Annotated in this window: 23 protein-coding genes and 1 pseudogene; 12 read left to right on the forward strand and 12 right to left on the reverse strand. The window is 60.0% G+C overall.

The window, feature by feature from the left end; genetic code table 11:
• Positions 1 to 9 precede the first annotated feature (9 nt).
• Together ACZRJ6_RS13340 and ACZRJ6_RS13345 are read right to left on the reverse strand one after the other, a co-directional pair.
• The gene (locus tag ACZRJ6_RS13340; protein ID WP_463968801.1) at positions 10 to 2,136 is read right to left on the reverse strand and encodes a TonB-dependent receptor; all 2,127 of its coding nucleotides are present in this window, start codon (positions 2,134 to 2,136) and stop codon (positions 10 to 12) included.
• 93 nt (positions 2,137 to 2,229) lie between these two features.
• Positions 2,230 to 2,619, reverse strand: a complete 390-nt coding sequence (locus tag ACZRJ6_RS13345; RefSeq protein ID WP_463968800.1) for a DUF2946 domain-containing protein — start codon at positions 2,617 to 2,619, stop codon at positions 2,230 to 2,232.
• Positions 2,620 to 2,712: 93 nt separating this feature from the next.
• Here ACZRJ6_RS13345 and ACZRJ6_RS13350 point away from each other — a divergent pair, with 93 nt between their 5' ends.
• A complete protein-coding gene (locus ACZRJ6_RS13350) occupies positions 2,713 to 3,150 on the forward strand; it encodes a DUF3995 domain-containing protein (protein ID WP_133101144.1) in 438 nt (145 codons plus the stop codon).
• A 330-nt stretch (positions 3,151 to 3,480) separates the two neighbouring features.
• Here ACZRJ6_RS13350 and ACZRJ6_RS13355 read toward each other — a convergent pair whose 3' ends face one another.
• The 7 genes from ACZRJ6_RS13355 to ACZRJ6_RS13385 form a co-directional block, all read right to left on the reverse strand.
• Positions 3,481 to 3,849: a Na+/H+ antiporter subunit G gene (locus ACZRJ6_RS13355; protein ID WP_463968799.1), complete on the reverse strand. Its 369-nt coding sequence runs from the start codon at positions 3,847 to 3,849 to the stop codon at positions 3,481 to 3,483.
• Positions 3,846 to 4,124 (reverse strand): K+/H+ antiporter subunit F, encoded by a 279-nt coding sequence (locus ACZRJ6_RS13360; RefSeq protein ID WP_038846025.1) that lies wholly within the window; start codon positions 4,122 to 4,124, stop codon positions 3,846 to 3,848. Before ACZRJ6_RS13360 ends, ACZRJ6_RS13355 begins: the two co-directional genes overlap by 4 nt.
• Positions 4,121 to 4,609 (reverse strand): Na+/H+ antiporter subunit E, encoded by a 489-nt coding sequence (locus ACZRJ6_RS13365; protein ID WP_463968798.1) that lies wholly within the window; start codon positions 4,607 to 4,609, stop codon positions 4,121 to 4,123. Before ACZRJ6_RS13365 ends, ACZRJ6_RS13360 begins: the two co-directional genes overlap by 4 nt.
• Entirely contained in the window at positions 4,606 to 6,288 is a 1,683-nt protein-coding gene (locus ACZRJ6_RS13370; protein WP_463968797.1) for a monovalent cation/H+ antiporter subunit D, read from the reverse strand. The genes ACZRJ6_RS13365 and ACZRJ6_RS13370 overlap by 4 nt, the downstream gene beginning before the upstream one ends.
• Positions 6,285 to 6,629: a Na+/H+ antiporter subunit C gene (locus ACZRJ6_RS13375; protein WP_463968796.1), complete on the reverse strand. Its 345-nt coding sequence runs from the start codon at positions 6,627 to 6,629 to the stop codon at positions 6,285 to 6,287. The genes ACZRJ6_RS13370 and ACZRJ6_RS13375 overlap by 4 nt, the downstream gene beginning before the upstream one ends.
• On the reverse strand, positions 6,629 to 9,550 hold the full coding sequence (locus ACZRJ6_RS13380; protein WP_463968795.1) for a monovalent cation/H+ antiporter subunit A: 2,922 nt from the start codon (positions 9,548 to 9,550) through the stop codon (positions 6,629 to 6,631). The genes ACZRJ6_RS13375 and ACZRJ6_RS13380 overlap by 1 nt, the downstream gene beginning before the upstream one ends.
• 166 nt (positions 9,551 to 9,716) lie before the next feature.
• Positions 9,717 to 10,646 carry a DMT family transporter gene (locus tag ACZRJ6_RS13385; protein ID WP_463968794.1) on the reverse strand — a complete coding sequence of 310 codons (930 nt, stop codon included), beginning with the start codon at positions 10,644 to 10,646 and terminating at the stop codon, positions 9,717 to 9,719.
• A gap of 92 nt (positions 10,647 to 10,738) precedes the next feature.
• Here ACZRJ6_RS13385 and ACZRJ6_RS13390 point away from each other — a divergent pair, with 92 nt between their 5' ends.
• The 5 genes and pseudogenes from ACZRJ6_RS13390 (at position 10,739) to ACZRJ6_RS13410 (ending at position 18,352) form a co-directional block, all read left to right on the forward strand.
• Complete coding sequence (locus ACZRJ6_RS13390) at positions 10,739 to 11,302, forward strand: helix-turn-helix domain-containing protein (RefSeq protein WP_463968793.1); 564 nt, start codon at positions 10,739 to 10,741, stop codon at positions 11,300 to 11,302.
• Between the two features lie 178 nt (positions 11,303 to 11,480).
• A pseudogene (locus tag ACZRJ6_RS13395) lies at positions 11,481 to 11,639 on the forward strand (ABC transporter ATP-binding protein); the annotation flags it as partial.
• A gap of 11 nt (positions 11,640 to 11,650) precedes the next feature.
• Positions 11,651 to 13,090 carry an FAD/NAD(P)-binding protein gene (locus ACZRJ6_RS13400; RefSeq protein ID WP_463968792.1) on the forward strand — a complete coding sequence of 480 codons (1,440 nt, stop codon included), beginning with the start codon at positions 11,651 to 11,653 and terminating at the stop codon, positions 13,088 to 13,090.
• A 324-nt stretch (positions 13,091 to 13,414) separates the two neighbouring features.
• Positions 13,415 to 14,170, forward strand: a complete 756-nt coding sequence (locus tag ACZRJ6_RS13405) for a TetR/AcrR family transcriptional regulator (RefSeq protein WP_463968791.1) — start codon at positions 13,415 to 13,417, stop codon at positions 14,168 to 14,170.
• A gap of 378 nt (positions 14,171 to 14,548) precedes the next feature.
• Positions 14,549 to 18,352: an Ig-like domain-containing protein gene (locus tag ACZRJ6_RS13410; protein ID WP_463993539.1), complete on the forward strand. Its 3,804-nt coding sequence runs from the start codon at positions 14,549 to 14,551 to the stop codon at positions 18,350 to 18,352.
• Positions 18,353 to 18,426: 74 nt separating this feature from the next.
• On the opposite strand, the gene ACZRJ6_RS13415 is transcribed toward ACZRJ6_RS13410, so the two are convergent.
• Together ACZRJ6_RS13415 and ACZRJ6_RS13420 are read right to left on the reverse strand one after the other, a co-directional pair.
• Complete coding sequence (locus tag ACZRJ6_RS13415) at positions 18,427 to 19,506, reverse strand: FUSC family protein (RefSeq protein WP_463968789.1); 1,080 nt, start codon at positions 19,504 to 19,506, stop codon at positions 18,427 to 18,429.
• A gap of 140 nt (positions 19,507 to 19,646) precedes the next feature.
• Complete coding sequence (locus tag ACZRJ6_RS13420; RefSeq protein WP_463968788.1) at positions 19,647 to 21,272, reverse strand: NADP-dependent glyceraldehyde-3-phosphate dehydrogenase; 1,626 nt, start codon at positions 21,270 to 21,272, stop codon at positions 19,647 to 19,649.
• A gap of 139 nt (positions 21,273 to 21,411) precedes the next feature.
• Between ACZRJ6_RS13420 and ACZRJ6_RS13425 the strand changes: the two genes are divergently transcribed.
• Positions 21,412 to 22,275 (forward strand): Dyp-type peroxidase, encoded by an 864-nt coding sequence (locus ACZRJ6_RS13425; protein ID WP_463968787.1) that lies wholly within the window; start codon positions 21,412 to 21,414, stop codon positions 22,273 to 22,275.
• A 138-nt stretch (positions 22,276 to 22,413) separates the two neighbouring features.
• On the opposite strand, the gene ACZRJ6_RS13430 is transcribed toward ACZRJ6_RS13425, so the two are convergent.
• Positions 22,414 to 22,935 (reverse strand): DUF3087 family protein, encoded by a 522-nt coding sequence (locus ACZRJ6_RS13430; RefSeq protein ID WP_463968786.1) that lies wholly within the window; start codon positions 22,933 to 22,935, stop codon positions 22,414 to 22,416.
• Between the two features lie 150 nt (positions 22,936 to 23,085).
• On the opposite strand from ACZRJ6_RS13430, the gene ACZRJ6_RS13435 reads away from it, so the two are divergent.
• The 5 genes from ACZRJ6_RS13435 (at position 23,086) to ACZRJ6_RS13455 (ending at position 26,346) form a co-directional block, all read left to right on the forward strand.
• Positions 23,086 to 23,262 (forward strand): hypothetical protein, encoded by a 177-nt coding sequence (locus ACZRJ6_RS13435; RefSeq protein WP_178114413.1) that lies wholly within the window; start codon positions 23,086 to 23,088, stop codon positions 23,260 to 23,262.
• Positions 23,263 to 23,285: 23 nt separating this feature from the next.
• Positions 23,286 to 23,489, forward strand: coding sequence for a DUF6021 family protein (locus tag ACZRJ6_RS13440; protein ID WP_463968785.1), 204 nt, complete (start codon positions 23,286 to 23,288; stop codon positions 23,487 to 23,489).
• A gap of 118 nt (positions 23,490 to 23,607) precedes the next feature.
• A complete protein-coding gene (locus ACZRJ6_RS13445) occupies positions 23,608 to 24,441 on the forward strand; it encodes an arylamine N-acetyltransferase family protein (RefSeq protein WP_463968784.1) in 834 nt (277 codons plus the stop codon).
• 125 nt (positions 24,442 to 24,566) lie between these two features.
• A complete protein-coding gene (locus tag ACZRJ6_RS13450) occupies positions 24,567 to 24,932 on the forward strand; it encodes a c-type cytochrome (protein WP_463968783.1) in 366 nt (121 codons plus the stop codon).
• Positions 24,933 to 25,017: 85 nt separating this feature from the next.
• Positions 25,018 to 26,346, forward strand: a complete 1,329-nt coding sequence (locus tag ACZRJ6_RS13455; RefSeq protein WP_463968887.1) for a D-arabinono-1,4-lactone oxidase — start codon at positions 25,018 to 25,020, stop codon at positions 26,344 to 26,346.
• Positions 26,347 to 26,386: the final 40 nt, after the last annotated feature.

Consider the following 26,386-nt stretch of genomic DNA (forward strand, 5'->3'; position numbering starts at 1 on the left):
CTCTATTTTTTAAAATCGCGTTTGCACCGCCACCTCAAATGTCCTCGGTGACCCCAAGTAATACACCGGCGACACATGGGCAAACTGGGCATACACCTCATTGGTCAGGTTACGTACCCGGCCAGTCACAGAGGTGTGCTGGTCCACTTTGTAAGTCAAAAACGTCCCGAACAAGGTATACGCCGGCACCGTCATCGTATTGGCATTGTCGGCATACACCGACGCCACATACCGCGCATCCACCCCCCCTTGCCAATTCGGCGCAAAGTCATAGGTCAGCCACACATTGCCCACCCGCTTCGGCACGTTGGTTGGCGTATTGCCCTTGCGCGACACTACTGCGCCGCTGGCGATTTTTTCATTGAAGTCGTCGTACTCGGCATCGACCCAGGCGAAGTTGCCCTCGGCCAACAGCTTGGGAGTAATCCGCAAGGAACTGGCCAATTCGATACCCTTGGACGACTGCGCGCCGACCGGAATGCTGTTGGTCGAGTCCTGCGGATCAGTCACGGCGAAGTCCTTGCGCTCGATCTTGTAGGCGGCAACAGTGGCGGAGCCCCGGCCGTCGAGGTAGTCGAACTTGCTGCCCACTTCCCATTGCTTGCCGGTGGACACGTCGAACACCTGGGTGGTGGTCGACGGCTGTTCGGCGGCGGTGCTGTATTGCACGTAGACATTGGCCGATGGAATGAACTGGTAGGTCAGGCCGATGCGGCCGGTCACGGGTTCCCAGCTGCGCTTGAAGTGCCGCGGGTTGATCGTCGTCGCCACCCGGTGATTGGTGACATCCAGGTCAATGGCGTCGTAGCGCAGGCCAGTCAGCAGTGACAACTTGTCAGTCAGCCCCAGGCGGTTTTCCACGAACAGCGCCTTGGTGGTCACTTCGGTGGTCTTGTCCTTGATAAAGCCGGGCCGGGTGCCGGGAATGTCGTAGAAGTGCCCTGGATCGTAGTTGTTCGGGTCCACGCTGCTCTTGCCCGACACGTTCAGCGGGCTGTTGGTGGTGCTGTTGACCTTGTACTCGAAACCGCTGGACCAGGTGGTCGCCAGGCCGAAGAACGTATCTTCATGGCGCAGCTCGAACTGGTTGCCGTCCTGTTTGCCCTGATGGCGCACCTGATATGCCGTGGAGCGGTTTACCGCGCTGTTATCGGCGTTGTACTGGTACGTCTCCAGGTTGCGGTAATCGCGCTGGCTATCCAGGTGATAAAGGGTGTTACGCAGGCTGGTGCTGTCGTTGATCCGGTAGTCGATGATCGACCGCGCCCAGATTGTCCGTTGCTCGTAGCGACCGTCCGCCACGTTGTAGTTGTTGAAGCGGTTGTGTTTGTCGATCTTCAACTCGCCGGCCTTGGGATTGAGTACCGGCGTGCCCCAGTAGGGGCTGTCTTCGTGTTCGTCCTGGTATTCCAGGGCCAGGGTGTGGGACAGGTTGGGCGTCAGGTCGCTGAGCAGGGAAAACGCCACGCTCCAGGCGTCGCGCTGCTGGCGGTCGATGTAGGTGTGGCTGGTGTTGCGACTTACATCCAGGCGCGCGTAGTGCTGCACTTCGGCGCCGGGTTCGGTGAGGGCGTGATTGAGGCCCAGGGCCAGGCCAGTGGTGTCATAGCTGCCATAGCTGATCCGGCCCTCGGCGACCTGTTCTTCGCGGGTGGCCAGTTTGGTCACGTAGTTCAGCGACCCGCCCACGGAGCCGGCACCGTTGATCAGCGAGGAGGGGCCCCCCACCAGTTCCACCCGGTCGTAAATCCACACGTCCACCGGTCGCGCCAGGCCGCTGGCGACGTTGATGCCATTGAACATCTGGGTGATCTGGCTGCTGGTGAAGCCCCGATAGGAGATAAACCCGCCAAACCCCGGGGGTGCGCTGGCATTGACCCCTGGCAGGGAATTGGCGGCGTCCTGGAAGGTCTTGGCGCCTCGGCGCTCGATATCGTTGCGGTTGGCAATGCTGATGGAGGCCGGGGTTTCCCGCACGCTCAATCCCAGGCGCGAAGCCATGCCGCTGGATTGATCCAGGGCCAGGCCCGGTTCGGCGGCTTGTTCGCCATCAATGGTGGTGGACGCCAGTTCAATGGCCCAGGCGCTGACAGGCAGGCAGCCGAACAGGCTCGCCAACAGAGGTAAATGTTTCATCGGTAAATCCTGAAAAGCTTGGCTTGAAAGCAACGCACAAGGACACGCTCTCCGGTGGGAGGTCATGTTCTGTGCAGATCAAAAAGCGAAGAATCAGACGAAGGCGGGCGGGGCGCGCGGATTAGCCGCAGGCCAGGTAAAGCGGGAAGGGCTGTCTACGCTGGCAACAACCCCGGCCGGTGGGGCCTGAGGCTGCGGCATGACTGCGACATTGAGGCTTGAATTGAGCGCCGGGCCCATGCCGCCGCTGGAGCACACCGGGCAGCCAAAAGCCTTGGATAGGGTCGGCAGGGATTCATCGGTGGAGCTTGCAGGCGCAGGCGCCTGGGTGCGCGGGTCTACCGTACAGAACTGGCCGCCAATGCCATTTAGCTGCATGCCGACCATTTGCCCGTGGCCGATGCTGCAGGCGAACACATTGAACAGGACGCAGCAATAGAGCATCCAGGCAATGAGTGAACGGTCGGTACGGGCGAGTTTCATGGGGCGGCACTTTATCACCAGCTGCCGACGAAATACCCACAAAAAATCTCAGGAGGACTATCCTGTTTCGAACTTTTTAGGGGATATCCAGCCATGAGCTTTTTCGTTGCGCGGTGGGTTGTCGGGATTTTTACCTTTATCAGTATGGTGCATGTGTACTGGGCGGCCGGTGGCAAGCTGGGGAGTGCGGCGGTTATACCGCAGCTGCCCGCAGAGTTCTCCAGCGGACCGCGTCCGGCCTTCAAACTCACTGCACTGGGGGCGTTGTTGGTGGCCGCTGGTCTGGTGTTGATTGCGGTGTTGGTGTGTTTACGGGCGGGGCTGTATTTTGATCCGATCAGCCATAAGGCCTTGCAATGGGGGATCAGTGGCGTTGCCGTGATCATGTTTGCCCGGGCGATTGGCGATTCGGAGTTAGTAGGTTTTTTCAAGACGGTGGGCGGGTCGCGGTTTGCTCGCCTGGATACGTTTTTTTATTCGCCGCTGTGTTTGGTGTTGGGGGTGGGGCTGTTGGTTGTAGCTTGGAATTAGGGGGCTGACAGCCAGGAAGCCCGCGTTATCGTTAACGACCATCGCGAGCAAGCTAGCTCCTACAGTAGATCCGCTCTTGCTTTTCACCACTGAGGTCGGCTACCAGGCCGCCGTGCTTTTGATTTTGATCTAAGGCGCCCCGTTAACCACGATGGCCCTTCGCGGCGGCCCACGGAGCAATGCCGGAGAGAAGGCATGCCGAGCCTAAGCGAGGCACCAAGTGGTGGGGCAAGAGCGCTTTTCGAAAGTGACACGCCGTAAGGGCGTAACCCTAATCCGCCCTGACCAAAATAACGGATATATACCCAGTAAAACCAAAAAAAACGCCCATTACCCCCCATTCTCAGAACTGCGACTACTCACCTCGGCCGGCACATCATCGCCCGCCATCCGCTTGCGAAACAACGCTGTACGCGCCAGCAACAGCGTCGTCACCGGCACCGTGATCGATAGTAAAACCGGAATCAACCAGCCATGAAGCACCGGCTCGGACTTGAGCGCCGAAAAGTAAATGATCGAGGCCAGCGCCACACACCAGGCCCCCAGCGTTGAAGCCAGCGCCGGCGGGTGCATGCGCTGGAAAAAATCTTTCATTCGCACCAGCCCAATCGCACCAATTAGCGCAAACAGACTACTGAGTACCAATAAGATCGCCACCAGGACCTCGACCCACAGCGGCAGCGCGCCCACATTGATCATTCAATCACCTCGCCACGCAGCAGGAATTTCGCCAGGGCAAACGAACCCACAAAGCCAAACAGTGCAATCAGCAGCGCCGCCTCGAAGTAAGTGTCACTGGCATAGCGAATGCCCAGCACCAGCATCATCAGCATCGCCAGGATGTACAGATAATCCAGCGCCAACACTCGGTCCTGGGCCGAAGGGCCCTTGAACAGGCGCACCAGGGTCAGGACCATCGCCAGGGAAAACAGGAACAGGCTGAGCAGGATCGCATTGGAGAGCAGGGCACTCATTCGAAGATCTCCATCAAGGGCCGCTCGTAGGCGTGCTTGAAGTGCTCGATAAACTGCGCTTCGTCATCCAGATCAAACACGTGCAGCAGCAGAATGCTGCGGTCCAGGGCCAGTTCCGACCAGATGGTGCCGGGGACCACCGTGGTGATCATCGATAGCGCCGCCAGGCCGTTGGCGTCCCGCAGGTCGAGGGGGATTTTGATGAAGCTCGACCGGGGAGGGCGCGAACCGCAGGTCAATACGCCCCAGGCCACCAGCAGGTTGGACACCACGACATCGCGACCCACCAGGAAGAACAAGCGGATGATCACCCCAGGGCGGCGAATGCGGATCGGCAGCGGCCGCAACGGCGCCATCATCAGTGGTGCGCAAAAGCCCAGGATCGCCCCCAGCAGGAGGTTGCCGGGGCTGATGGACAGGTTCAGCACTAACCATAATAACCACAGCGACAAGGACAGCCACGGGGCAGGAAACAGACGCTTCATGGCTGCACCTCCAGCGCGGCGGCACGGGCTTCTGGGCTCGGAACCGGGCGGGTGGCCATGACGGCCATGACGTAATGCTCTGGGTTGTTCAGGCTGGCGGCAGTGTCCTGGGTATAACGCATCAGCGTTTCGGCCTTGAAGGTCAGCCCGATGGACAGGGCCAGCAGGACGAAGATTGGCACGCACTCGAAGCGCCGCAGCAGCGGTGACGGTCGTTCTTCCGGGGTCCAGAAGCGCTGGATGCCGAGCCGGGCGAAGGCGATCAGCGAGGCCAGCCCCGAGAAGATCAACAGCGTGACCAAGCCCCAGGCGGCCGGGCGGATCGGCTCTTCCAGGGCATTGCCCAGGCCCAGTGGGTTTATCAGTGCGCTAAGCAGGCTGAGTTTGCCGATGAACCCCGACAGCGGCGGCATGCCGATGATCAGCAGGGCGCAGGCAATAAAGCTCAGACCGAGGAAAGCCACAGTCCAGGGGATCACCTGGCCGACCACAGCTTTTTGTTCATCGTCCAGGTTGGTGCCTCGTGGCGGATGCAGGGACTCGACTGCCCGAGGCAACGCTTCGATCTCATCGTCCAGGGGCAGGTCGTTGGCGGAGCGAGAACGTTCGATCAGCTCCGCCAACAGGAATAGCGCGCTCAATGCCAGCGTCGAGCTGACCAGATAGAACAGTGCGCCCGCGGTCAGCGCCGGTTGGGCAAAACCTATCGCCGACAACAGGATGCCCGCCGAGACCAGGATGCTCAGGCTGGCCATGCGTTCCAGGCGTTGCGCGGCGATCATTGCCAGGGCTGCGCAGATGATGGTTGCCATGCCGCCGTAGATCAGCCAGTCGCCGCCAAAGTACGCCGAAGCGCCGGCCTGGCCCGAGAACAGCAGGGTCCACAGGCGCAGCACGGTGTACACGCCGACCTTGGTCATGATTGCAAACATTGCCGCCACCGGCGCGCTGGCCGCGGAGTAGGCCGGTGCCAGCCAGAAGTTCAGCGGCCACATTCCGGCCTTGGCCAGGAACGCCGTGGCCAGGATCGCCGCGCCGGCATGCAGCAGGCCGCGATCGGCTTCGGGCACCAGAGGGATTTTCAGCGCCAGGTCAGCCATGTTCAGGGTGCCGGTGACGCCATAGATCATCGCCGCACCGATGAGGAACAGCGACGACGCCAACAGGTTGATCGCGATGTAATGCAGCCCCGACGATACCCGCGCCCGGCCGGAGCCGTGGAGCATCAGGCCGTAGGACGCCGCCAGCAGTACCTCGAAGAACACGAACAGGTTGAACAGGTCGGCGGTGAGAAACGCACCGTACAGGCCCATCAACTGGATCTGGAACAACGCGTGAAAGCTGGTGCCTGCACGATCCCAGCGGGCCATGGCGAACAGCAGGGCGCTAACGCCGATGATCCCGGTGAGCACCAGCATCAGCGCCGACAGCCGATCCACCACCAGCGCGATGCCGAACGGCACCTGCCAGTTGCCCGGCAGGTACACACCGATAGAGCTAGTGCCGTCCTGCTGGGTCCAGTACAGCAACAGCACCGAGACGCCGAGGCCGATCATGCTGGAGAACAGATTGATTCGTGCCTTGAGGGGGCGGTGTTTCTCGCCGAGCATCAGCATCAGCGCTGCCGTCAGCAACGGCAGCAGGATCGGCGCGATGATCAATTGGTTCATCCAGCTCATTCCTTAGGCTCCCGACCGTCCACATGGTCAGTGCCAGTCAGGCCCCTGGATGCCAGCAAGACCACCAGGAACAGCGCGGTCATGGCGAAGCTGATCACAATCGCCGTCAGCACCAGTGCCTGGGGCAGGGGGTCGGTGTAGTTGAGCAGGTCTTGGGGTACGCCGTCCTTGATGGTCGGCTCCTTGCCGATAAACAGGCTGCCCATGCTGAAAATGAACAGGTTGACCCCGTAGGACAACAGGCAAAGGCCCATCACTACCTGGAAGGTCCGTGGCCGCAGGATCAGCCAGACGCCTGAGGCCGCCAAGACCCCAATGGCAATTGCGATGACTTCTTCCATCAGGCGGCTCCTCCTGGCGTCGCAGTGGCTTTCGCCTGGCTGCTGGGTTTATGGGCACGTACCGATTGGTGACCCAGGGCGGTGAGCATCAACAGCGTCGAGCCGACCACTACCGCGTACACGCCAACGTCGAAGAACAGCGCGCTGGCGATATGGATATCGCCCAGCACCGGCAGGCTCAAGTGCAGGGTGTGGGTGGTCAGGAACGGATAGCCGAACGCCAGCGCGCCAAGCCCGGTCAGGGTCGCCGACAGCAGGCCAACGCCCATCCAGCGCAACGGCCGCAGGCTCATCTGCGCCTCGACCCACTGGGTACCGGCCACCATGTATTGCAGGATAAATGCCACCGACATCACCAGGCCGGCGACAAACCCGCCGCCCGGCTGGTTGTGGCCACGCATGAACAGGTAGAACGACACCACCACCGCAATCGGCAGCAGCAGGCGCACCAGCACCGCCGGCACCATCATAAAGCCCAGGGCGGTGTCGCTGGCCTGGCGCGGGTTGACCAGATCGGTCGCCACGTCCGGAGCCAGCTGGCGCTGTTGCGCGGGCAATTGCATGCTTTCTTTCGGTGGGCGGAAGCGGCGCAGCAGGGCGTATACCGTCAGCGCCACGGCCGCCAGCACAGTGATTTCCCCGAGGGTGTCGAAGCTTCGGAAGTCCACCAGCATCACATTCACCACATTGGTGCCGCCGCCTTCTGGCAGGGCGCGACTGAGGTAGAACGAGGAAATATCGTTAGGGGTCTGGCGCGTCAGCATCGCGTAGGACAACAGAGCCATGCCACCGCCGACCACGGTGGACAGCAGCAAGTCCCGCAGGCGGCGGATGCGCGCCTTGCGTAGGGAACTGGGCAGCGGCGAGACCTCTTCGATCCGCCGGGGCAGCCAGCGCAGGCCCAGCAAAATCAGCACGGTGGTCACCACTTCCACTACCAGTTGGGTCAGTGCCAGGTCCGGTGCCGAGAACCAGACGAAGGTAACGCAGGTCATCAGGCCGCAGACGCTGACCATGGTCAGGGCTGCCAGCCGGTGGTACTTGGCTTGCCAGGCGGCGCCCAGAGCGCAGGCGATCGCCAGCAACCACAGGGTGACGAAGACGATGGAACCAGGGATCTTCGGCCGGTCGCCCCAACTGATGCCGCTGTTGAGCATTGGGATCAATCCGGCGATCACCGCGGCCAGCACCAGCAGGAACAATTGGGGCTGCAAACGCTTGGTGCTTAGGCGTTTTTCGATCTTGCGCGCGCCGCGCATCATCACCACCAGGCTGCGCTCGAACATGCGCTTGCCGTTGAAATAGCTGATGATCGGCGGGTACTTGAAGCGCCCTTGCTTGAGCTGTTTGCGCAGCAGCAGGTAGAGCACAATGCCGCCGGACATGGCCACCAGGCTCATGATCATTGGCGCGTTCCAGCCGTGCCAGATGGCCAGGCTGTATTCAGGCAGCACGCCGCCGACCACGGGAAGTGCTGCCGCTGCGAGGATCGAACCGACCACCTGGGCCGGGAAAATCCCCACCAGTAGGCAGGTGAATACCAGCAGTTCCACAGGTGCGCGCATCCAACGGGGCGGTTCGTGCGGGGTGTGGGGCAAGTTGGTGGCGGTTGGCCCGAAGAACACATCCACCGTGAAACGCAGGGCATAGGCAACGCTGAAGGTGCCGGCGATGGTGGCGATCACCGGCAGGGCGATCTCTACCCAGGCGGTGGAAGAGATGAACACGGTTTCGGCGAAGAACATTTCCTTGGACAGGAAACCATTGAGCAGCGGCACGCCGGCCATGGAGGCGCTGGCGACCATGGCCAGCGTGGCGGTAAACGGGATCAGGCGGATCAGGCCGCTGAGTTTGCGGATATCACGGGTGCCGCTTTCGTGGTCAATGATGCCCGCAGCCATGAACAGCGACGCCTTGAAGGTGGCGTGGTTGAGAATATGGAACACTGCTGCGACGGCTGCCAGCGGGCTGTTGAGACCCAGCAAGAGCGTGATCAGGCCAAGGTGGCTGATGGTGGAGTAGGCCAGCAGGCCTTTGAGGTCGTTCTGGAACATTGCGCAATAGGCGCCTAGCAAGAGGGTAATGGCGCCAGCGCCGCCGACGATCCAGAACCATTCTTCGCTGCCGGACAACGAAGGCCACAGGCGGGCCAGCAGGAACACACCGGCCTTCACCATCGTCGCCGAGTGCAGGTAGGCCGAGACCGGTGTCGGCGCGGCCATGGCGTGGGGCAGCCAGAAGTGGAAGGGGAATTGCGCGCTTTTACTCAGGGCGCCGATCAGGATCAGAGCCAGCAGGATCGGGTACAGGGCATGGGCTCGAATCTGGTCACCGGCAGCCAGCACCAGGTCCAGGTCGTAGCTGCCGACGACATGGCCGAGCAGCATTACCCCCGCCAGCAGGCACAAACCACCCGCACCGGTCACCATCAGCGCCATATAGGCACCACGGCGCGCATCAGAACGGTGATGCCAATAGCCGATCAACAGGAACGAGAACAGGCTGGTCAGTTCCCAGAAAAACACGATCTGAATCAGGTTGCCCGAAATCACCAGGCCCAACATGGCGCCCATAAACGCCAGGAAGAAGGCGAAGAAACGCGGCACCGGGTCGTCCGGCGACATGTAATAGCGGGCGTACAGCGAAACCAGGGCGCCGATGCCCAGCACCAGCATCGAGAATAACCAGGCAAAGCCGTCCATGCGCAGCACGAAGTTCAGTCCCAGGCTGGGCAGCCAGAAGAACTCTTCGCGAATCACGCCTCCGTCGGCGATCTGGGGGTAGAGCAGGGCGACTTGTACGGTTGCGGCCAGGGCAACAAGGCCGGCCAGCAGGGACTCAGTGTTACGTGCGTTGTGCGGCAGCAAGGCCGCTAGACAGCTGCCGATAAAAGGCAGAAGCAGTAGAACTATCAGGGACATAGGCTTCTAATCTGCGGGAGTTTGGGATGCATCATACGTGCCGGATTCGGGATCACCAAACGGCAACCTGTGGCAGGATCCTACAAGAGGGCAGAAGGCAGCTACAAGCCGCAAGCGTAGAGCCGTATGCGTATTTCTTGGAGCTTGCAGCTTGCAACTCAAGACATCAACCCTGGCGTTCCTGCTCCAACTCTTTTTCCGAAGCGGCGTTTTTCTGGCTGCCCCTCTTCATTTCACTGACAATCACCGCCGCCACAATCAACACCGCCCCCAGCATGGCAATCGGCGGGAACCGCTCGCCGGCAATCCGCCCCACCACGCCAGCCCACACCGGCTCACCGGCATAGATCAACGTCGCCCGGGTCGGCGAAACGCTTTTTTGCGCCCAGTTCATTGCCAGTTGAATCACTGCGCTGGTCAGCCCCAGGCCCACAGCGCTAAACAGCAACAACCAGGAAAACCCCGGCAGCGCTTCGCCCATGGGCACCACCATCAGGAACGACAACACCGACGCGGTGGCCAGTTGCACCACCGTGACCCGGCGCACATCCACCTGGCCTGCATAGGCGCTGATCAGGATGATCTCGGCAGCAATCGCAATGGCCCCGATCAAGGTGGCGATTTCACCAGGGCTGAAATTCAGCGACGCGCCCGCAGGGCCGGTCAACAGCATCAGCCCGGCGAACGCCAGCATAATGCCAATACTCGGCATCAACCCCGGACGGCGACCCAATACCAGCCATTGCAACAGTGGCACGAAAGGCACATACAGCGCGGTGATAAACGCCGACTGACTGCTCAGAATCGTCTGCAGGCCAATGGTCTGCAAACCATAGCCAAACATGATCGCCACACCGATAAAGGCCCCGGCCTTCAGTTCAAATAGGGTCAAGCCCCGCAGGCTGCGCAGCGAGAACAGGCCCACCGCCACAGTAGCCGCCGCAAAGCGCAGGCCGACAAAAAACATCGGGCCGCTCACCGTCATGGCATGTTGCACTAGGATAAAGGTGCCGCCCCAAAACATGGTGATCAGCACCAGCACGCATTCGGCTTTGCTGAAACGGGAAACGCGCGGGGAGGAGGTCGAGGAGGTCATGGCGGCTCTGGTCTTGCACAGGAAGGGCGCGGAACGCACAATGCGCCGCAGCTGGGCAGTATACTGCGCAACCCCACCGAGTGAGCAATATAGTGCACAAAGAAAATCCGCAACGAGCCTCGGTCCTGCAGCACGTCAGCCAGAACGTTCGTCGCCTGCGGCATGCCGCCGAGTTGAGTCAGACGGCGCTGTCCGAAAAGTCCGGCGTCAGTCGCCGGATGCTGGTGGCCATCGAGGCCGGCGAAAAGAACGTCAGTCTGTCCACTCTGGACCGCGTCGCCGAAGCCTTGGACGTGGCCTTCAGCGACCTGATCCAGGCCCCAGACGCCCGTGATCATAGCCGCATCAATGAACTGGCGTGGGCGGGGGAAATCGACGGCAGCAAAGCCGTGTTGCTGGCCAAGGCCACCGCCCGGCGTGAAGTCGAACTGTGGGAGTGGCGCCTGGAACCCGGTGATCTCTATTGCCCCGATCCCGACCTGGAAGGCTGGAGCGAGCAACTGTTTGTCTTCGAGGGGTGTCTGACCCTGATGTTGGGTGAGGAAGCACATCAGATCAGCGCCGGAGAGTTCTACATGTTCGCCAGCCACCAGCCCCACAGCTATCGCAATGACGGTGAAGTGGCGGCGCGGTTTGTGCGCAATGTGGTGATCTAACTGTTCATGAGGCAACAGTGGTTGGACACTTTGCTGGTTTGAGGCTACGTAAATTTCTATTTTTGTTATGTAGCATACTGATTTTATTGATAATTAAATTCAGGCACGACTCCTGCAATTGCTCTGGTATCTCCCTGGAGCCTGGAGCCTGGAGTCGGCCCAGCTTCCACACCCTGCTCAGATGAGTTTTTTGATCGCCGAGCAGAATATCAACGTCGCGCTGAACTATGCCTCTCAAGGCTACGTGCTCGATACCGGGCGGGTGGTTCTCAGCGGCAGCGCCAGTGAGCTGCTGGCGCGGGGCGATTTGCATGACATCTACCTGGGCAGACAGTAAGGGCGCATTTGATGACTGAAACCGAACTCGGACAGGCGACGAGCGCCATCCGCAACGCCGATGTGCTGGTGATTGGCGGTGGCCTGAGCGGCACCTTGCTGGCCGCGCAACTGCTGCGCCTGCCGGGCAGACGGCAGATACTGATCATCGAGCCGCGCAGTGAGCTGGGACGCGGCGAGGCCTACAGCGCCGTGGAGCTGGGGCATACCTTGAACGGCAACGCGGCGCGCATGAGCGTCGACCCGGACAACGCCGATGATTTGACCCAATGGCTGACCGAGTACATCGCGGCGGGCGGTTGGCCGGAGTCGGACCAGCAACATGTGCCCGTCAGCGAGCTGTTCCCGCCTCGGGGGATTTTTGGGTTGTATGCTCAGCAACGATTGGCTGAAGCCCAGGCGCTTTCGCAATCAACCGTGGAACATATTCGCGCCGAGGTAATTGACCTTCAGGTGGATGAAAATTCAACGCTGCTGACTTTGAGCGATGGCCAGCAACTGCGCGGCGCCTTTGCTGTTTTGGCCACCGGCATGTTCCCTGCTGCCCGTACGCCGCAGACCTCCTCCTGCGGCTTGAATGCGGCAGCCGTCGACCCGTGGGACGTGCAGGCCATGACCCAACTGGACCCACAATCGACGGTGCTTATTATCGGCTCCGGCCTGACGATGGTCGACGCCGTGGTGTCTTTGGAACAGGCCGGGCATCGAGGGCCGATCGAGGTGTTTTCTCGCCATGGTTTGCTGCCCCATGTGCGCCGGCAACCGCCGAGCTGGGTGGACTTCCTTGGCGAAGACCATCGCCTTCGCAGCCCTCGGCAACTCCTGCGTGAAGTGCGCCGCCAGTGCCAAGCGGCGCTGGAGCAAGGCATCGATTGGCAAGCGCCGCTGGATACCGTGCGTGCCCATATCGGCCGCCTGTGGAGCCAGGCCAGCGAGCGCCAGAAGCGCCAGTTCGTGCGTCATGTACGGCCCTGGTGGGAAAGCCATCACCACCGCTCGCCACCCTTGAGCGCCGAACTGGTGGCGCGCCTGCATGGGGAAGGGCGGTTGCGCATCCAGGCAGCCTCGTTCAAGGGGCTGGAACCGTCCCAGGCGGGTGAAGTGACCATCCGCCTGCGCCGTCGCGGTGAGCAGGAAACGATGCAGGTCAGCGGTGCTGCGCTGATCAACTCCAGCGGTATCGAATACGACTGGCGCCGCGTGGCTCGGCCGTTGCCTCGGCAACTGCTGGCGCGTGGGTTGATTCAACCGGGGCCATTGGCGCTGGGGATTACCGCGGATACGTCAGGCGCCGTGCTTGATGCCCTCGGTCAGGTTAGCCAACGCCTGTTTGCCATGGGGCCGCCGCTTAGGGGCATGTGGTGGGAGAGCACGGCGGTGACCGATGTGGCGAGCCAGGCCAAGGCGTTGGCGACCCGGCTGGCTCAAGGCGCTCCGGCTAACCTCGCGTAGGGGCGGCGGGGATGGGGGCGCCCACTTTTACAACCCCCGGTTTGAGCCAAACACTTCAATTCCCTTGGAAGTGGATTGTCCTGTGGTCACCGTCACCTTGATCTACTCGCTTCGCTAGCCGTAGAGATAGAGCGGTTTAACCTGTCGAAAATGGGAGCATGAGGCGCCGCCGGGTGTTGTGAAACACCTCGGATCACCCGCAAGACGGTGGCTGATAGGGCCTTTGGGTAATAGGGTGCAGTGTCACTACTTGCTTTCAATCAGCGGCCCCGGTATAAAAAATCAAATTTTGTTTTAAAACATCCCTTCCCATGTGGAACCCCTATGGTCGCGAAGAAACTCAGCGCTCCAAACGTTACCAAGACTCGATTGCTGGATGCGACAGAGGCTCTTTTCATCAAATACGGCTATGACGCCGTTTTGTTGCGGCAGATTACCGAGAAGGCCCAGGTCAATCTCGCTGCGGTGAATTACCACTTCGGGGACAAAGACTCCCTCATGAAGACGCTGCTGATGCAGCGCCTAGAACCGCTCAACGAACAACGTTTGCAATTGCTCGACAAGTGCGAAGCCGAATCTGATGGCCCGCTCGATTGCGACACCCTGCTCGGCGTGCTGTTCGCCCCGGCCATGGGCCTGGAGCGCAGCGATCCGGCCAGCGGTGAAGGGCGCTCCTTTATTCGTTTCCTGGGCCGGGTCTACAGCGACACTTCGCCGTTTATCCAGGAATACCTCAAGGTGCACTATCAGCCGGTGTTCCAGCGCTTCTTTGAAGCATTCGCCCTGGCACTGCCGGAACTGCCGCGTAACGAATTGGGGGTGCGCCTGCAATTTGCCCTCAAGGCGATCTCCGGGGTGATGGCCGGGACCGAACTGCGCTTGCTGATGAACTCCATGAGCCTGGGCCGTCCGGCCACCGATGCTGAAGTCATGGCCAAGCTGATCACTCTGGTCTCGGCGGCCATTCGCGTGCCGCAGCAAAGCCCCGAGGCCGAAATGGCCCTGGCGCGGGTGCTTGATACCCAGCGGGCGATCCGCGAGCAGGGGGCGGCTCCCGACGTCAGCAAAGCCGCTCGCTGATGGACCGCCGGCTCCGCCCGGAGCCGGCCAAGCGGTAACCAGTCGTGCACTTCATCAAACCCCGCTACCACTCCCCACTCTATCCAAGTAAAACCCAGGCAAAAAAAAGCCCGCTGGGGCGGCGGGCTTGATGTGAAGCATTTGTAACGGATGAGGCTTCACAGTACGGCCGTGGATGTGAATAAAGCGTGAAAATTATGTAAGAGAAAGCGTGAGTGTGTGGCGTTTATGTTGAAAGCAACTTTCTCTGGTTACGTCATCGTGGTCTACCATTCGTCGCGACTGTCAATTCTGACAGGTAGACGTGCCCATGGGGCGGGTGTTTGATTTCTCTTGGCGCGTGTTCTGTCTACACGCTGTTTAATTTGGAGAGCAATCATGCCGATAAAGCCCGCCGCTCTAAGACCGACTCCCACAACAAAGAAACCTGCCACGGTGAAGAAATCGGATACTCGTGCAGGCTTTACCATGATTGAAGATTTGGACTCCCCCTACACATCGCCCCAACAGGTCACACCTGTAGATGGCGCGGCATACGGCGTGGGCATTCGCCATCTCGAAGAAGGGCTGGATTACGTCTTCGAGCGTTGGGAAAGTATCAATGTTGAGGACACGTATCGGATATGGATGAACGGCATTGTCATGGCCGAGGATACGGTGAAGCCTGGAGACGTTGCCAACCAGCGATTTTTCTTGAATATCCCTCGAACCACGGTGCCGTTGGGCTTTATACCGGATGTATACGGTGAGGTTGAAAGGGTCGGCAGTACTCAACTCAGCACTTCGCCACTTCAAGTCGTGTTTATCAAGGATACGCGGCCAGGCGGTGCTGACGAACGGCCCCATGAAAATTGGCACTCCAACCTGGTTTTGACTCTATCGGATACCTTCATTGACGCTGTCGTCGCTGCAAGGGGTGTCAAGGCAACGATCAAGAAATGGGAGAACATGCGAGTTAACGACCTGGTGATGTTCTATTGGGGAGAACATCGTTATGACGTCCCGCCGATTACCCCCGACCAGGTGGACCTTGACCTGGAGTTCGTGATTGATCCCGATTTTATCGCACTGGCGGGCAGCGGCCATTTTGTCGTGCAGTTCTACCTGTATGACGAGGTGCGTAATCGCTCGGGTGAACTGCAGCCCTGGTGCAAGCCAGTACCTGTAGAAGTGGACCTGGATCTGGAGCTGCTTGAAGAGCCGTATGTCGTCGAGGCTGACGAGGACACAATGGTACTGGACGCCGATGCACTTGGCAGAGAGCCTGCGCATGCCGAGGTGAACGTTGCGCGCAACAGTCCTCACTTCAGGGTGGGGGACTTCATTTTGCTCACGGTGCACGGCACGACCGTTGATGGAGCGTTCGTCAGTGAATCCATGTTGCAGCGGGTCGATAGAATTCCTCAGTATTACGAATTCCCGATCAGGAACGAGCTGGTCAGGTCCCTCATTCAGAGCACCATGACGGTCTCTTATGTTCGGCAAAGGGTCGGCGAGGATGACCTGCCCTCAAGAAATACCACGATTACGATCGCCGGTATTCGTTATGCATTGCCTCGGCCCTCGGTCAGAGAGGCCCATGGTCCATTCATTGAGCCGGACCTTGTGCGCATTACTGCGCAGATGCCTGATTACCAGCCGCCAGGCAGTCCTGGCGATAACCTGGAGGTCACCATCCAGGGGTATCGCCAGGACAACTCCATAGAGCGGGTTTCGTCTTCGCGGCTCGCAGGTAAACATATACGAACCCGAGATTTTCCGAATGCCGATTACATGCGTTTCGAGGGCTTGCGTGACACCAATGTGCATTATGTCGTCACGGGTGCCATCGGTGCACGAGAGTCAGAACGATTGTGGGTGCAAATCGGCCGTCCACCTCGGGACTTGCCGGCGCCGATTATCCTTGATGCGATTAACGGCAATGTTGATCCCGCCACCATTGGCAGTGTGGGCACCCTTGAGTTGCGTACGGATTTCAAAGGGGGGGATCGGGTCATCGTCAAATACACAGGCTCGCTCAGTGGCGAGCAGCAGTTTGAATACATCTTGTCCCTGAACCAAAATCCGCTGGTTTTGGATATCCCGAGGCAACTGTTTCTTGACAACCTGGACGGCACGCTCACGGTCAGTTACCTGATTGATCGCTTCGGAGTTACTCAATACTCCGATGAGCTGCGTGTGACCGTCGGGACCGCATTGGGCGAGCTGTTTTTGCCTGAGGTACTGCAAGCCACCACCGAACCTGATGAGCTTGACCCCGCGCTCACTTGGCCGGGCGGTGCGACGGTGCGGGTCAAGTACGAACACATCAAGGCTGGCGACCAAGTCCAGGTTTGCTGGAAAGGACTTCCTGGTATAGGCACTCATTATGAGGTCAAGGAGAACCAGGTCGGCGGCCATATCGACTTCACGATCCCGACCGAGGCAATTGGCTTTAACATCCACCCCGATGGCCGTGATATCCATGTTTCCTTTCAGGTGATCCGCAACGGTTATCCGACCCCGTCGCCCGTGCTGACCCTACGCTTGCTGACATTGCACAACCTTCCTGGCCCATTGATCGACAGTATTGGCGACAACGCGGTGCTGGAAATTCCATTGCTCGAAGACTTCGATGAAACCCGCGTGTCGGCCTGGATGTACGCGCACCTGGGCCAGCGCATGTGGTTGCGTTATCAAGGTACTCGCAACACCGGGCTTGCATACGACAACTACGTGTATCGGGGCCGCGACGTTGACGATAGCGAGGTGATCAACGGTATCACCAGCGAGACTCCAGTGCTGGCGTTGCGCAACCTGGAGGAATGGTCTGAATTGACCATCAGTTTCTGGGTCACATTCGACCACAGCGGCGACCTCAATAATGCGGTGTTGTTTGACGTTCGGCATCACATGATTCAAATGGAGAAAAACACCTACCCGCATCCCCAAATCAAGGACTCCACGCCTGCCACCGGGCCGCAGGTGTCGATTAACCCGCTCGTGGTCGAGAACAAATGCCAGGTTCTGGTGAGTTACCCGAACATGAACGTGGGAGGAACCGACAGAATAACCTTGCACTGGATCTATGCCGACGGCTCCATGCCTGTCATCAGTACCCAGGACGGGCTTGATGGGGGGACTGTGACCTTTAATATTGGTAATGACATTCTTGGCACCAGCGTAAATAGCACTATCCGCCTGCAGTACACGGTGGAGTTGGGCAGAGGAGGAACTGCGCCTTCCGGAGAGCAGACGGTCATCGTGGGTACCATCGCGTCAGGCAGCTTGTCCATGGCGCTGATCAATAACACGTCCAATGGTGGTTTGCTCAACCCGCCTGCCCTGACCAGAGATGCCATTGTTTCCGCGCAAAAGTGGCGCTTGAGCGTAACAGGGCAACGTGTCTGGTTGAGAGTGACCAGCCCAGGCCTTGTGACCCAGGTTTTGCTGGAGGGGCACCCTATAACTGCCATTCAGCAAGCCAACGGTTTGGCGAACATCCCCTTGCTCCGCTCCTGGTTATTGGGTGTGTCTAACAATGGTAGCGTCACCGTCTCGCTGAAAGTGACATATGACGGGAGTGAGGACGAGTCCCGTGCGATCATTTTCCCCAGTACGGTCTACACCGTGCGGCTCACCAGCCCCTTGGTCTTTGACTCGAGTGCGGTGTCCCTCAATGGGCGTACTTATCTGATACCGGGGAACCAGGCTAACTTGCCAGCGTTTAACTCCGGCAACTCGATTCGACGTACGGCATCGGGCGGCACTCCGGGTTACAACTACTCCTCGAACAACTCCAGCGTGGCATTCGTGGACTCCACGGGGTATGTCACGGTAAGAGGCAACGGATCGGCGACGATTACCGTGCGTGACTCTTCTGTACCGGCGCAAACGAGGAGCTATGTCGTTTATGTCGGCGGCGTCGTGCTGTGTTATGGCTTGGGAGGGGGCACCAAGACCGACATCGACAACAGGGCCAGAAGCCAAGGCGTGCGGCTGGCCTCTCTTAATGAACTGCGTGAGATAAGCGCCGCTTATGGCAATCGTTGGCCAATGGGCAATGGGCTTTATTGGTCCAGCACGTGGTCCCATAATTTTCTGTTTTTCGATTACTGGTACGGGCGGAACATCAATACGGGGGCAGAAGGGACCTTCAAACAGTGGGTGGGTAACCGACTCCTGGGGGTAGGGCTCAGATAACAGCCTTTGCAGGCTATTCACGGGACACCCTATTTAACCGTAGGCTGTCCCGTTTTTTTACAGCGCCTGTGCCCTCAAATCTTCCACTGCCTAGAACTCTTCGCCAATAGCCCCCGCATCCCATCCACATTCGCAGCCAACTGCACCGTCAATAACCGATACCCATCCAGCGCACTGTGTATGGGTGTCTCCAATGCTGTGTCGGGATCGGGAACCGAACTGGCCCGCTCCAACCGCTCCGTCGCTCCGGATTGCAAGGCCCGCGCCATGCCGATCAATTGCACCCTAATCTGCCGATGCTCAGCCTTGAGGGCTATTTGCATCCGGGCCATGGCCTGTTCATCCCGAGGGTCCGGCCGGGTGTTGCCGAGGATCTCCAGGGTGCTGATGCACATCCGTAGATGGCGTTGAATAGCGTCCAGCTTCGTCATGGAGATCCGCACTTCCTTGGACACCGACGGCATCAGTGAGCGCAGTTTCACCATCGCCGCATTCAAGCGGTTAAGCAGCTTGAGATGATCATCGTCAGTAACCGACTGGCCGCTGATGATCCGGCTGTAGATCGCTGCGCAATCGCGCAAGGCACTGGCCAGGTTGTAGCGCCACGAATAAACGGCATACAGCGGCAGGGCGAAGGAAAACGCCAGGGCCAGGGAGATGCCGATCAGAATGTCGACCGTGCGCCATAGCCCATCAGCCAGCGGATTATCACCATGGCCGGCGACGATGAACACGGTGATCCCGGACAGCAGAGCGGTGTAGCCGCCCTTGCCGATGGCGTGATAAGAGAAGAAACCGCAGACCACTGACATCAGCAGATAGGTCAGCAGCGGCTGGCCCAGATACGCCTGTTGCGCTACCAGCAACAAACCGACGCTGGCGCCGATCAGCGTGCCATAGGCTCGCTCGACGGCTTTCTTGCCGATGTTGCCGTGGTGCTGCAAGCCGCCGATTACCACCAGCATGGTCACCGAGGCCCATTCGCCATGGGGCAGGTTGAGGCCGGTGGTTAACAGGATCGAAGCCAAAAGCCCCAGTGACACCCGTACCGAATGGATCAGCCTGGCGTGGCGGTAGCGGCGGTAGGGATCCAGCAGGGGACGCAGCAGGCGGCGGACGAAGTTGGGTAGACGGACGGAGGAAAAGAGCTTCATCGGTTTTGTGGGCGTCTCGAAATCACTGTAGGAGCAAGCTTGCTCGCGAGGATCTTCAACGATAACGCGTGTTGTCTGGATACGCGCGATGTCCTTGAGTCCTTCGCGAGCAAGCTCGCTCCTACAATAGTGGTGTGGTTTCAGAAAATATAATCAGTAGTCAAAAAGCTCGACGCGCGATTATGCAGGATGTCGCTGACCAATTCCTTGTTGCTGTCCTGGAACTTGGTCGCAACCAGGGTACGGATCGAAAACACCCGCAACGCATCATGCACCGATAGCGTGCCTTCGGCTGAGTTCTTGCGGCCGTTGAACGGGAAGGTGTCCGGCCCGCGCTGACACTGGGCGTTGATATTGATCCGGCCCACCTGGTTGGCGAAGGTGTCCACCAGTCGGCCCACCTCAGTCGGGTCGGTGCCGAAGATACTCAGTTGCTGACCGAAGTCCGATTCCAGCACGTAGTCGATCACCGTATCCAGATCACGGTAGGGCACGATGGGCACCACCGGGCCGAACTGTTCTTCGTGGTAGACACGCATCGCGGTGTTCACCGGGTACAGCACCGCCGGGTAGAAAAATGAACCGCGACTGGCGCCACCATTGGCATTGACCACATGGGCGCCTTTGGCCTGGGCATCGGCTACCAGCGCATGCAGGTAATCGACCTTGCCCGGCTCTGGTAATGGGGTCAGCGACACGCCGTCTTCCCAAGGCATGCCGGGCTTGAGGCTCAGCAGCTTCTGATTGAATTTCGCGATAAAACTCTCAACCACGTCCTCATGCACAAAGAGGATTTTCAGTGCCGTGCAGCGCTGGCCGTTGAAGGACAGCGAGCCGGTGAGCGTTTCGCTAACGGCGTTATCCAGGTCGACCTGGGGCAAGACGATGCCGGGATTCTTCGCATCCAGGCCCAGCGCCGCGCGCAGGCGGTGAGGGCGCGGGTGCAGCTTCTTCAAGTCGCTGGCGGCCTTGTTGGTACCGATAAAGGCGAAGATGTCGATCTTGCCGCTGGCCATCAGCGCGCTGACGGTTTCTCGGCCGCTGCCGTAGATCACGTTGATCACCCCGGCCGGGAAGCTGTCGCGAAACGCCTCCAGCAACGGCCGGATCAGTAGCACGCCGAGCTTGGCCGGCTTGAACACTACGGTGTTGCCCATGATCAGCGCCGGGATCAGCGTGGTGAAGGTTTCGTTCAACGGGTAGTTGTAAGGCCCCATGCACAGCGCCACGCCCATCGGCACCCGGCGAATCTGCCCGAGGGTGTCCTGCTCCAGCTCGAAACGGCTGGAGCGGCGATCGAGTTCCTTGAGGGCGTTGATGGTGTCGGTGATGTAGTCGCAGGTGCGGTCGAACTCTTTCTGCGAGTCCTTGAGGTTTTTGCCGATTTCCCACATCAGTAATTTCACCACCGCATCGCGCTGTTCACGCATACGGTGCAAAAAGGCTTCGACGTGCTGGATGCGTTCTACCACGCGCATGGTCGGCCAACTGCCCTGGCCGCGATCATAGGCGCGCACGGCGGCGTCGAGTGCGGTCAGCGCCGTTTCGGCGTCCAGCATCGGGGTGCTGCCGATGATCACCGGCGTGTCGCCATCGGGTCCATGCAACTGCACCGGGCTGCGTACCTGGGCCAGGGGGCCGTCCCATACCCGCAACTGGCCGTCCACCAGGTAATCACGCTGTTCAATGGGTGCCTGAAGCCTGAATTGCTCGGGAATGTCGGCGGCGGTGGGAAACAGATTGGCGAGCAGGTTATCGGTGGACATATCGCTACCCCAGGAGTGGTTGCACAGCGTGGTTAGAGATTCACCCATCAAAGGGCTGAGTTGCAAGGTTTTGAGGCTTTGTCCTGCGCATAGTTGCGCCGCGAGGGGTAAACTGCGCGGCTTTCTTGAAGGAGTTCATATGAGTCACTACCAGCCGGGCATTCTTGCCGCACCGGTGCCTTTGCAGGCACGCCATCTGTTTTTTGCCGTGGAGTCCATTGACGCCGTGCCCGCTGCGCTCGATGCGCTGGTGCAATTGGCTGACGCGACGGTAGTGGTGGGTTTCGGTGAGCCGCTGGTAAAAGCCCTCGGTGCCCAGGTTGAAGGGCTACGAGCGTTCCCTCATGTCAGCGGCCCAGGCGCTGAAAACCCGTCGACCCAACAGGCCCTGTGGTGCTGGCTGCATGGCGTTGATCGCGGCGAATTGCTGATGCGCAGTCGGGCCTTTGAAAAAGCCCTGGCGCCGGCGTTTCGCCTGGTGCAGATGACTGAAGGCTTTCGCTACAAGACCGGTTTTGACCTGACCGATTACGAAGACGGCACCGAGAACCCCCATGATGACGCCGCCGTCGAAGCGGCTGTGGCCAATGGCGGCGGCAGCTTTGCTGCGATTCAGCAATGGCAGCACGACCTGGATGGCTTCGCCGCGTTGCCGGCCCAGGAGCGCGATCACATCATTGGCCGGCGCCATGGCGACAACGAAGAATTGGAAGACGCGCCCGAGACTGCCCACGTCAAACGCACCGCGCAGGAAAGCTTTACCCCCGAAGCCTTTGTGGTACGCCGCTCCATGCCTTGGGCAGAGAACGGCCAGGCCGGCTTGATGTTTTTGGCATTCGGTCATTCCTTCGATGCCTTTGAAGCGCAGTTACGCCGCATGAGCGGCCTGGAAGACGGCATCGTCGATGGCTTGTACCGCATCAGCAAACCGTTGACCGGCGGTTACTACTGGTGCCCGCCGCTCAAGGATGGGCATTTGGACCTGAACGCAGTATTCCCGTAGAGGCTCTGTGCATGGTCAAGCTTTAGCGAGGCTGCGTTGGGGCGACTTGGTGCTGGGGGTTGATCCGAGGGCGGCGGTGATGCGGTGTCCTGCTGGCGCTCACAGGCTGGTTCAAATCTGATGGTCTGAATGCAAACCTTAAGCGCTTTTTACCGCTGCCAGCCACGCCGGGTCCAGGCGTGTTTGCTCGGTCTCGATCCCCAGCGCCTGCATCTTCGCCTTGTGCGCGTCCATTTCCCCCACCAACTGCGCCTGGGCGCTGGAGTTGGCGTCCAGTGCATGCATCTGTGTCAGCCCCAAATGGTAGAAGCGCAGTAGCTTGATCGCCGCCGGGTCATTGGCCTGCACCTGTTCGGTGACCTTGTGCATGACGTTGGTCACGCGCATCAGGCTGCGCTTGAGCTGCCAGCCATATAATGCCGGCGCCAGCCAGGCCTGTGACCAGAACGGGCCGCGCACCAGCGCCACTGTCAGCAACACCCCGGCCACGACCCCGCCGATATTGAAGCGAAAGTTGTCGCCACCGGGTTCGCCAAACAGCATCACGGCCAGGGTCGACAGCAGCATCGCCAGGAAGACGAACATCACGGCGACGATCAGCGTGCTGCGGCGGGTCTGCTGGCGATAGGTTTGCGGATCGCAGGGTTTGATCTCAAACATCCGGGGTGCAGTCTCCATAAGGGAAGTAGGGGTATGCCACAGCGCGGCATCTTCTCACGCTTCAACGGGCAGGAGGGAAATCAGGTTGAACGATGGCGTGCAGCGGTTTCTCTAAAGTCTGTGTGCAACGGACTTCAAGCGAGGTGGACCATGACCCGGTATCAGCAGCAACCCGGTACGCAAAATCCCGACGAGCCGATTCTTCCTGGAGAAGTGGAGCGTGATAACGACGCCTACCGGCCCAATGACCCGGCCAGGCGTGAGAAGGATGAGGAACGGGTCGACGAGGACCTGGATAACCTGCATGACAAGGCGCGCCCGCTGTAACCCGGCGCGTGGAGGAGGTGATTATGACCCGTAATTCGAAAACCCCCGATGGCCCGCACTCATCGGAACATTCCAGCGGCGCTGACGAGTTGGGTTTCGACCCCGATTCGCCGGATCTGGCCGACCCTCAGGTTGACCCGGTGGGCCCAGCGATTGCGCCGTTGGACGAAAAAGAAAAGCCCGCCAAGACGCCGGGCTACGACCCTCTTGGCGATCTGAAAACCTGAACACGGCCCCGCCACAGAGCGGGGCTTTACCTAGCGGGTGTTGATACCGATCACAATTGGCAAGCGGCCCGGTTCAGGGTATTAGTGATGCCTTCGCCTCGCGCTCAAGGATTGCGCCATGTCCCAGGATTCGCCTCGCCTGACTCACAGTCGTCTGTACCTGCAACGCCTGGGTTATGACACGCCGCCGGCACCGACCCTGCAAACCCTGGCGCAGTTGCAGTTGCGCCATGTCAGCACCTTCGCCTTTGAAACCCTGTCGACCCTGTTGCGTGTGCCAGTGCCCATTGATTTAGCCCGCGTCGAGCAGAAAGTCCTGTTGGATGGGCGCGGTGGCTATTGCTACGAACTGAACCAAATGTTTCTGACGTTGTTGCAGGAGCTGGGGTTTGACGCCCGTGGCATTACCGGGAGGGTGGTGATAGGTGGCCCACCCGATGCGCTCACCGCCCGGACTCACCGCTTGAGCCTGGTGACTGTGGACGGCGTGCGTTATATCAGTGACGTCGGTTTTGGTGGCATGGTGCCTACCAGCCCGTTGCAATTGGACAGCGAAGCGCCCCAGGCCACCGCACATGAACCCTACCGCCTGACCTTGGAACAGGACAGCTACACCCTGTGGGCCCAGGTCGCCGGGGAGTGGCGCGGGCTCTATGTATTCGACCTGCAGCAGCAGTCGCACATCGACTATGAGGTCGGCAACTGGTACGTCTGCACCCACCCCGACTCACCGTTTATAGGCCAGTTGAAAGTGGCGTTGATTGCTCCGGGTCTGCGCCGTACGTTGAACAATGGCACCTACGCGATTCATTACCTGGACCGCGACAGCGAAAAACGCTCGATCCAGGACGCGGACGAACTGCTGACGCTGCTCCAGGACAGCTTCGGCATTCGCCTGCCCGAGCACCCGCAACTTCACACAACCCTTACGCGGTTGCTGACGGCAACTTGAGCTGCTGGGCACCAGCCAAGCCTGGCCGCTAAAGTCCCCCTTTATGTCCCCCAATACCCTCAACGCGGTGCTGCCCCTGCCTTAGTGTGGATCTGACTTTCCACACCATAAGAGAGAGGGCGGACATGCGGGTAATAAACCCCTGTCGTATCAGTCTACTGCTGGCCTTTATCGGCCTGCTGACGGCCTGCGGCGACGAATCGAAACATCCTCCTGAACGCGCCACGGCGGCCAGTGCCATGCCGACCGAATCAGCCCTGGCCCGGGTCTACGACACCAGTTGCAAGCTGTGCCACGCCAACCCGGCATCCGGCGCACCGCTGACCGGCGACGACCTTGCCTGGCGCCCGCGCATCGCCCAGGGGGCCGACACGCTGCTGGACCACACGATCAACGGCTACAACGGTATGCCGCCCATGGGCCTGTGCATGCAGTGTTCCGAGGAGCAGTTCCTGGCGCTGATCAGTTTCATGTCCGGCCAACAACAATAACAACAACGAGGTAAGCGGCATGGTGATGGACCTATCACGGCGTCAACTGTTGCAGCGCGCGGCGCTGACGGGCGCTTTCATGGCGTTGAGCAGCAACCCGGCGCTAGCGCAACTGGCCCGTGCACCGCGGCTGATTCCCTGGCGTAACTGGTCTGGCGCGCAAAGTTGCCTGCCGCTGGCGCGCCTGGCGCCCAAGGACCTGGACGAGTTGGTGCAGGTGATTCGCCAAGCGCCGGGCAAGGTGCGGCCGGTGGGCTCGGGCCACTCGTTCAGCGCCCTGGTGCCCACCGACGGCACGCTGCTGTCCCTGAGCTTTTTCAACGGTTTGCTTGATCACGATGCCGGCAGCCTGCAAGCCATCTTCGGCGCCGGCACGCCGATGTCGCGCATGGGCCCGGCGCTGAAAGAAATCGGCCAGGCCTTGCCGAACATGGCGGATATCGACTACCAGACGCTGGCTGGCGCCATCGCCACCTCGACCCACGGTACAGGCATCGGTTTTACCTCCTATAGCGGCCATATCACCGGCCTGCAACTGGTGACCGCCCAAGGCGAGGTGCTGGACTGCGATGCCAATCGACATGCCGAGGTGTTCAATGCCGCCAGGGTGTCCCTTGGCGCTCTCGGCGTGGCAACCAAAGTGCGCCTGCAAAACCGCGCACCGTATCGTCTGCGAGAGCGGCAATGGATCGCCAAAACCTGCGATCTGCTGGAGGATGTGGAGAAAAACACCCGGGAAAACCAGCATTGGGAAATGCTGGTGGTGACCCACTCCGATTACGCCTTGTCCATCGCCCTCAACGAAACCACCGACCCCGAAACCCCGCCGATTGATCCGGCCGAGGCGGGCGGCAACGCGTTTGTGTCAATCATCGAAAAGCTCGACAAATACGGCAGCGACTTCCCCGACGCCCGACGCACCCTGCTCAACAGCCTGCGCTATTTCGCCAGTTTCCAGGACCGGGTGGCCGAGTCGTATGAGGTCTATGCCAACGTGCGCAATGTGCGTTTCAACGAGATGGAATATTCGGTGCCTGCTGAACATGGCCCTGCCTGCCTGCGGGAAATCCTCAAACTGATCAGCGACAAGGACCTGCGCACCTGGTTTCCCATCGAGTACCGCTACGTCAAGGCCGACGATATTCCCTTGAGCATGTTTGAAGGGCGCGACAGTTGTTCGATCTCCGTGCACCAGCACTACACCATGGACCATCACAACTTTTTTGCGGCGGTGGAACCGATCTTCTGGAAGTACGCCGGCAGGCCTCACTGGGGCAAGTTGCACACCCTTAACGCTCGCAACCTGCAGGCTCTGTACCCACGCTGGGAGGAGTTCACCCGTGTACGACAGGCACTGGACCCTGGCGGAAAATTCCTCAATGCGCACCTGTCATCTATTCTGGGAGTGGCCTGATGAACCGTAGAAACTTCATGCTCGGTAGCGTCGGCGCAGG

It is taken from the genome of Pseudomonas sp. C321 (assembly GCF_055407105.1).

Coding starts and splice junctions, on each gene's coding strand:
- ACZRJ6_RS13380 (WP_463968795.1), bottom strand. CDS start 9,550: ATGTCCCTGATAGTTCTACTGCTTCTGCCTTTTATCGGCAGCTGTCTA.
- ACZRJ6_RS13360 (WP_038846025.1), bottom strand. CDS start 4,124: ATGAGTGCCCTGCTCTCCAATGCGATCCTGCTCAGCCTGTTCCTGTTT.
- ACZRJ6_RS13430 (WP_463968786.1), bottom strand. CDS start 22,935: ATGTTTGAGATCAAACCCTGCGATCCGCAAACCTATCGCCAGCAGACC.
- ACZRJ6_RS13340 (WP_463968801.1), bottom strand. CDS start 2,136: ATGAAACATTTACCTCTGTTGGCGAGCCTGTTCGGCTGCCTGCCTGTC.
- ACZRJ6_RS13425 (WP_463968787.1), top strand. CDS start 21,412: ATGAGTCACTACCAGCCGGGCATTCTTGCCGCACCGGTGCCTTTGCAG.
- ACZRJ6_RS13420 (WP_463968788.1), bottom strand. CDS start 21,272: ATGTCCACCGATAACCTGCTCGCCAATCTGTTTCCCACCGCCGCCGAC.
- ACZRJ6_RS13370 (WP_463968797.1), bottom strand. CDS start 6,288: ATGAGCTGGATGAACCAATTGATCATCGCGCCGATCCTGCTGCCGTTG.
- ACZRJ6_RS13450 (WP_463968783.1), top strand. CDS start 24,567: ATGCGGGTAATAAACCCCTGTCGTATCAGTCTACTGCTGGCCTTTATC.
- ACZRJ6_RS13385 (WP_463968794.1), bottom strand. CDS start 10,646: ATGACCTCCTCGACCTCCTCCCCGCGCGTTTCCCGTTTCAGCAAAGCC.
- ACZRJ6_RS13355 (WP_463968799.1), bottom strand. CDS start 3,849: ATGATCAATGTGGGCGCGCTGCCGCTGTGGGTCGAGGTCCTGGTGGCG.
- ACZRJ6_RS13410 (WP_463993539.1), top strand. CDS start 14,549: ATGCCGATAAAGCCCGCCGCTCTAAGACCGACTCCCACAACAAAGAAA.
- ACZRJ6_RS13400 (WP_463968792.1), top strand. CDS start 11,651: ATGACTGAAACCGAACTCGGACAGGCGACGAGCGCCATCCGCAACGCC.
- ACZRJ6_RS13350 (WP_133101144.1), top strand. CDS start 2,713: ATGAGCTTTTTCGTTGCGCGGTGGGTTGTCGGGATTTTTACCTTTATC.
- ACZRJ6_RS13405 (WP_463968791.1), top strand. CDS start 13,415: ATGGTCGCGAAGAAACTCAGCGCTCCAAACGTTACCAAGACTCGATTG.
- ACZRJ6_RS13375 (WP_463968796.1), bottom strand. CDS start 6,629: ATGGAAGAAGTCATCGCAATTGCCATTGGGGTCTTGGCGGCCTCAGGC.
- ACZRJ6_RS13415 (WP_463968789.1), bottom strand. CDS start 19,506: ATGAAGCTCTTTTCCTCCGTCCGTCTACCCAACTTCGTCCGCCGCCTG.
- ACZRJ6_RS13345 (WP_463968800.1), bottom strand. CDS start 2,619: ATGAAACTCGCCCGTACCGACCGTTCACTCATTGCCTGGATGCTCTAT.
- ACZRJ6_RS13440 (WP_463968785.1), top strand. CDS start 23,286: ATGACCCGTAATTCGAAAACCCCCGATGGCCCGCACTCATCGGAACAT.
- ACZRJ6_RS13435 (WP_178114413.1), top strand. CDS start 23,086: ATGACCCGGTATCAGCAGCAACCCGGTACGCAAAATCCCGACGAGCCG.
- ACZRJ6_RS13445 (WP_463968784.1), top strand. CDS start 23,608: ATGTCCCAGGATTCGCCTCGCCTGACTCACAGTCGTCTGTACCTGCAA.
- ACZRJ6_RS13365 (WP_463968798.1), bottom strand. CDS start 4,609: ATGAAGCGTCTGTTTCCTGCCCCGTGGCTGTCCTTGTCGCTGTGGTTA.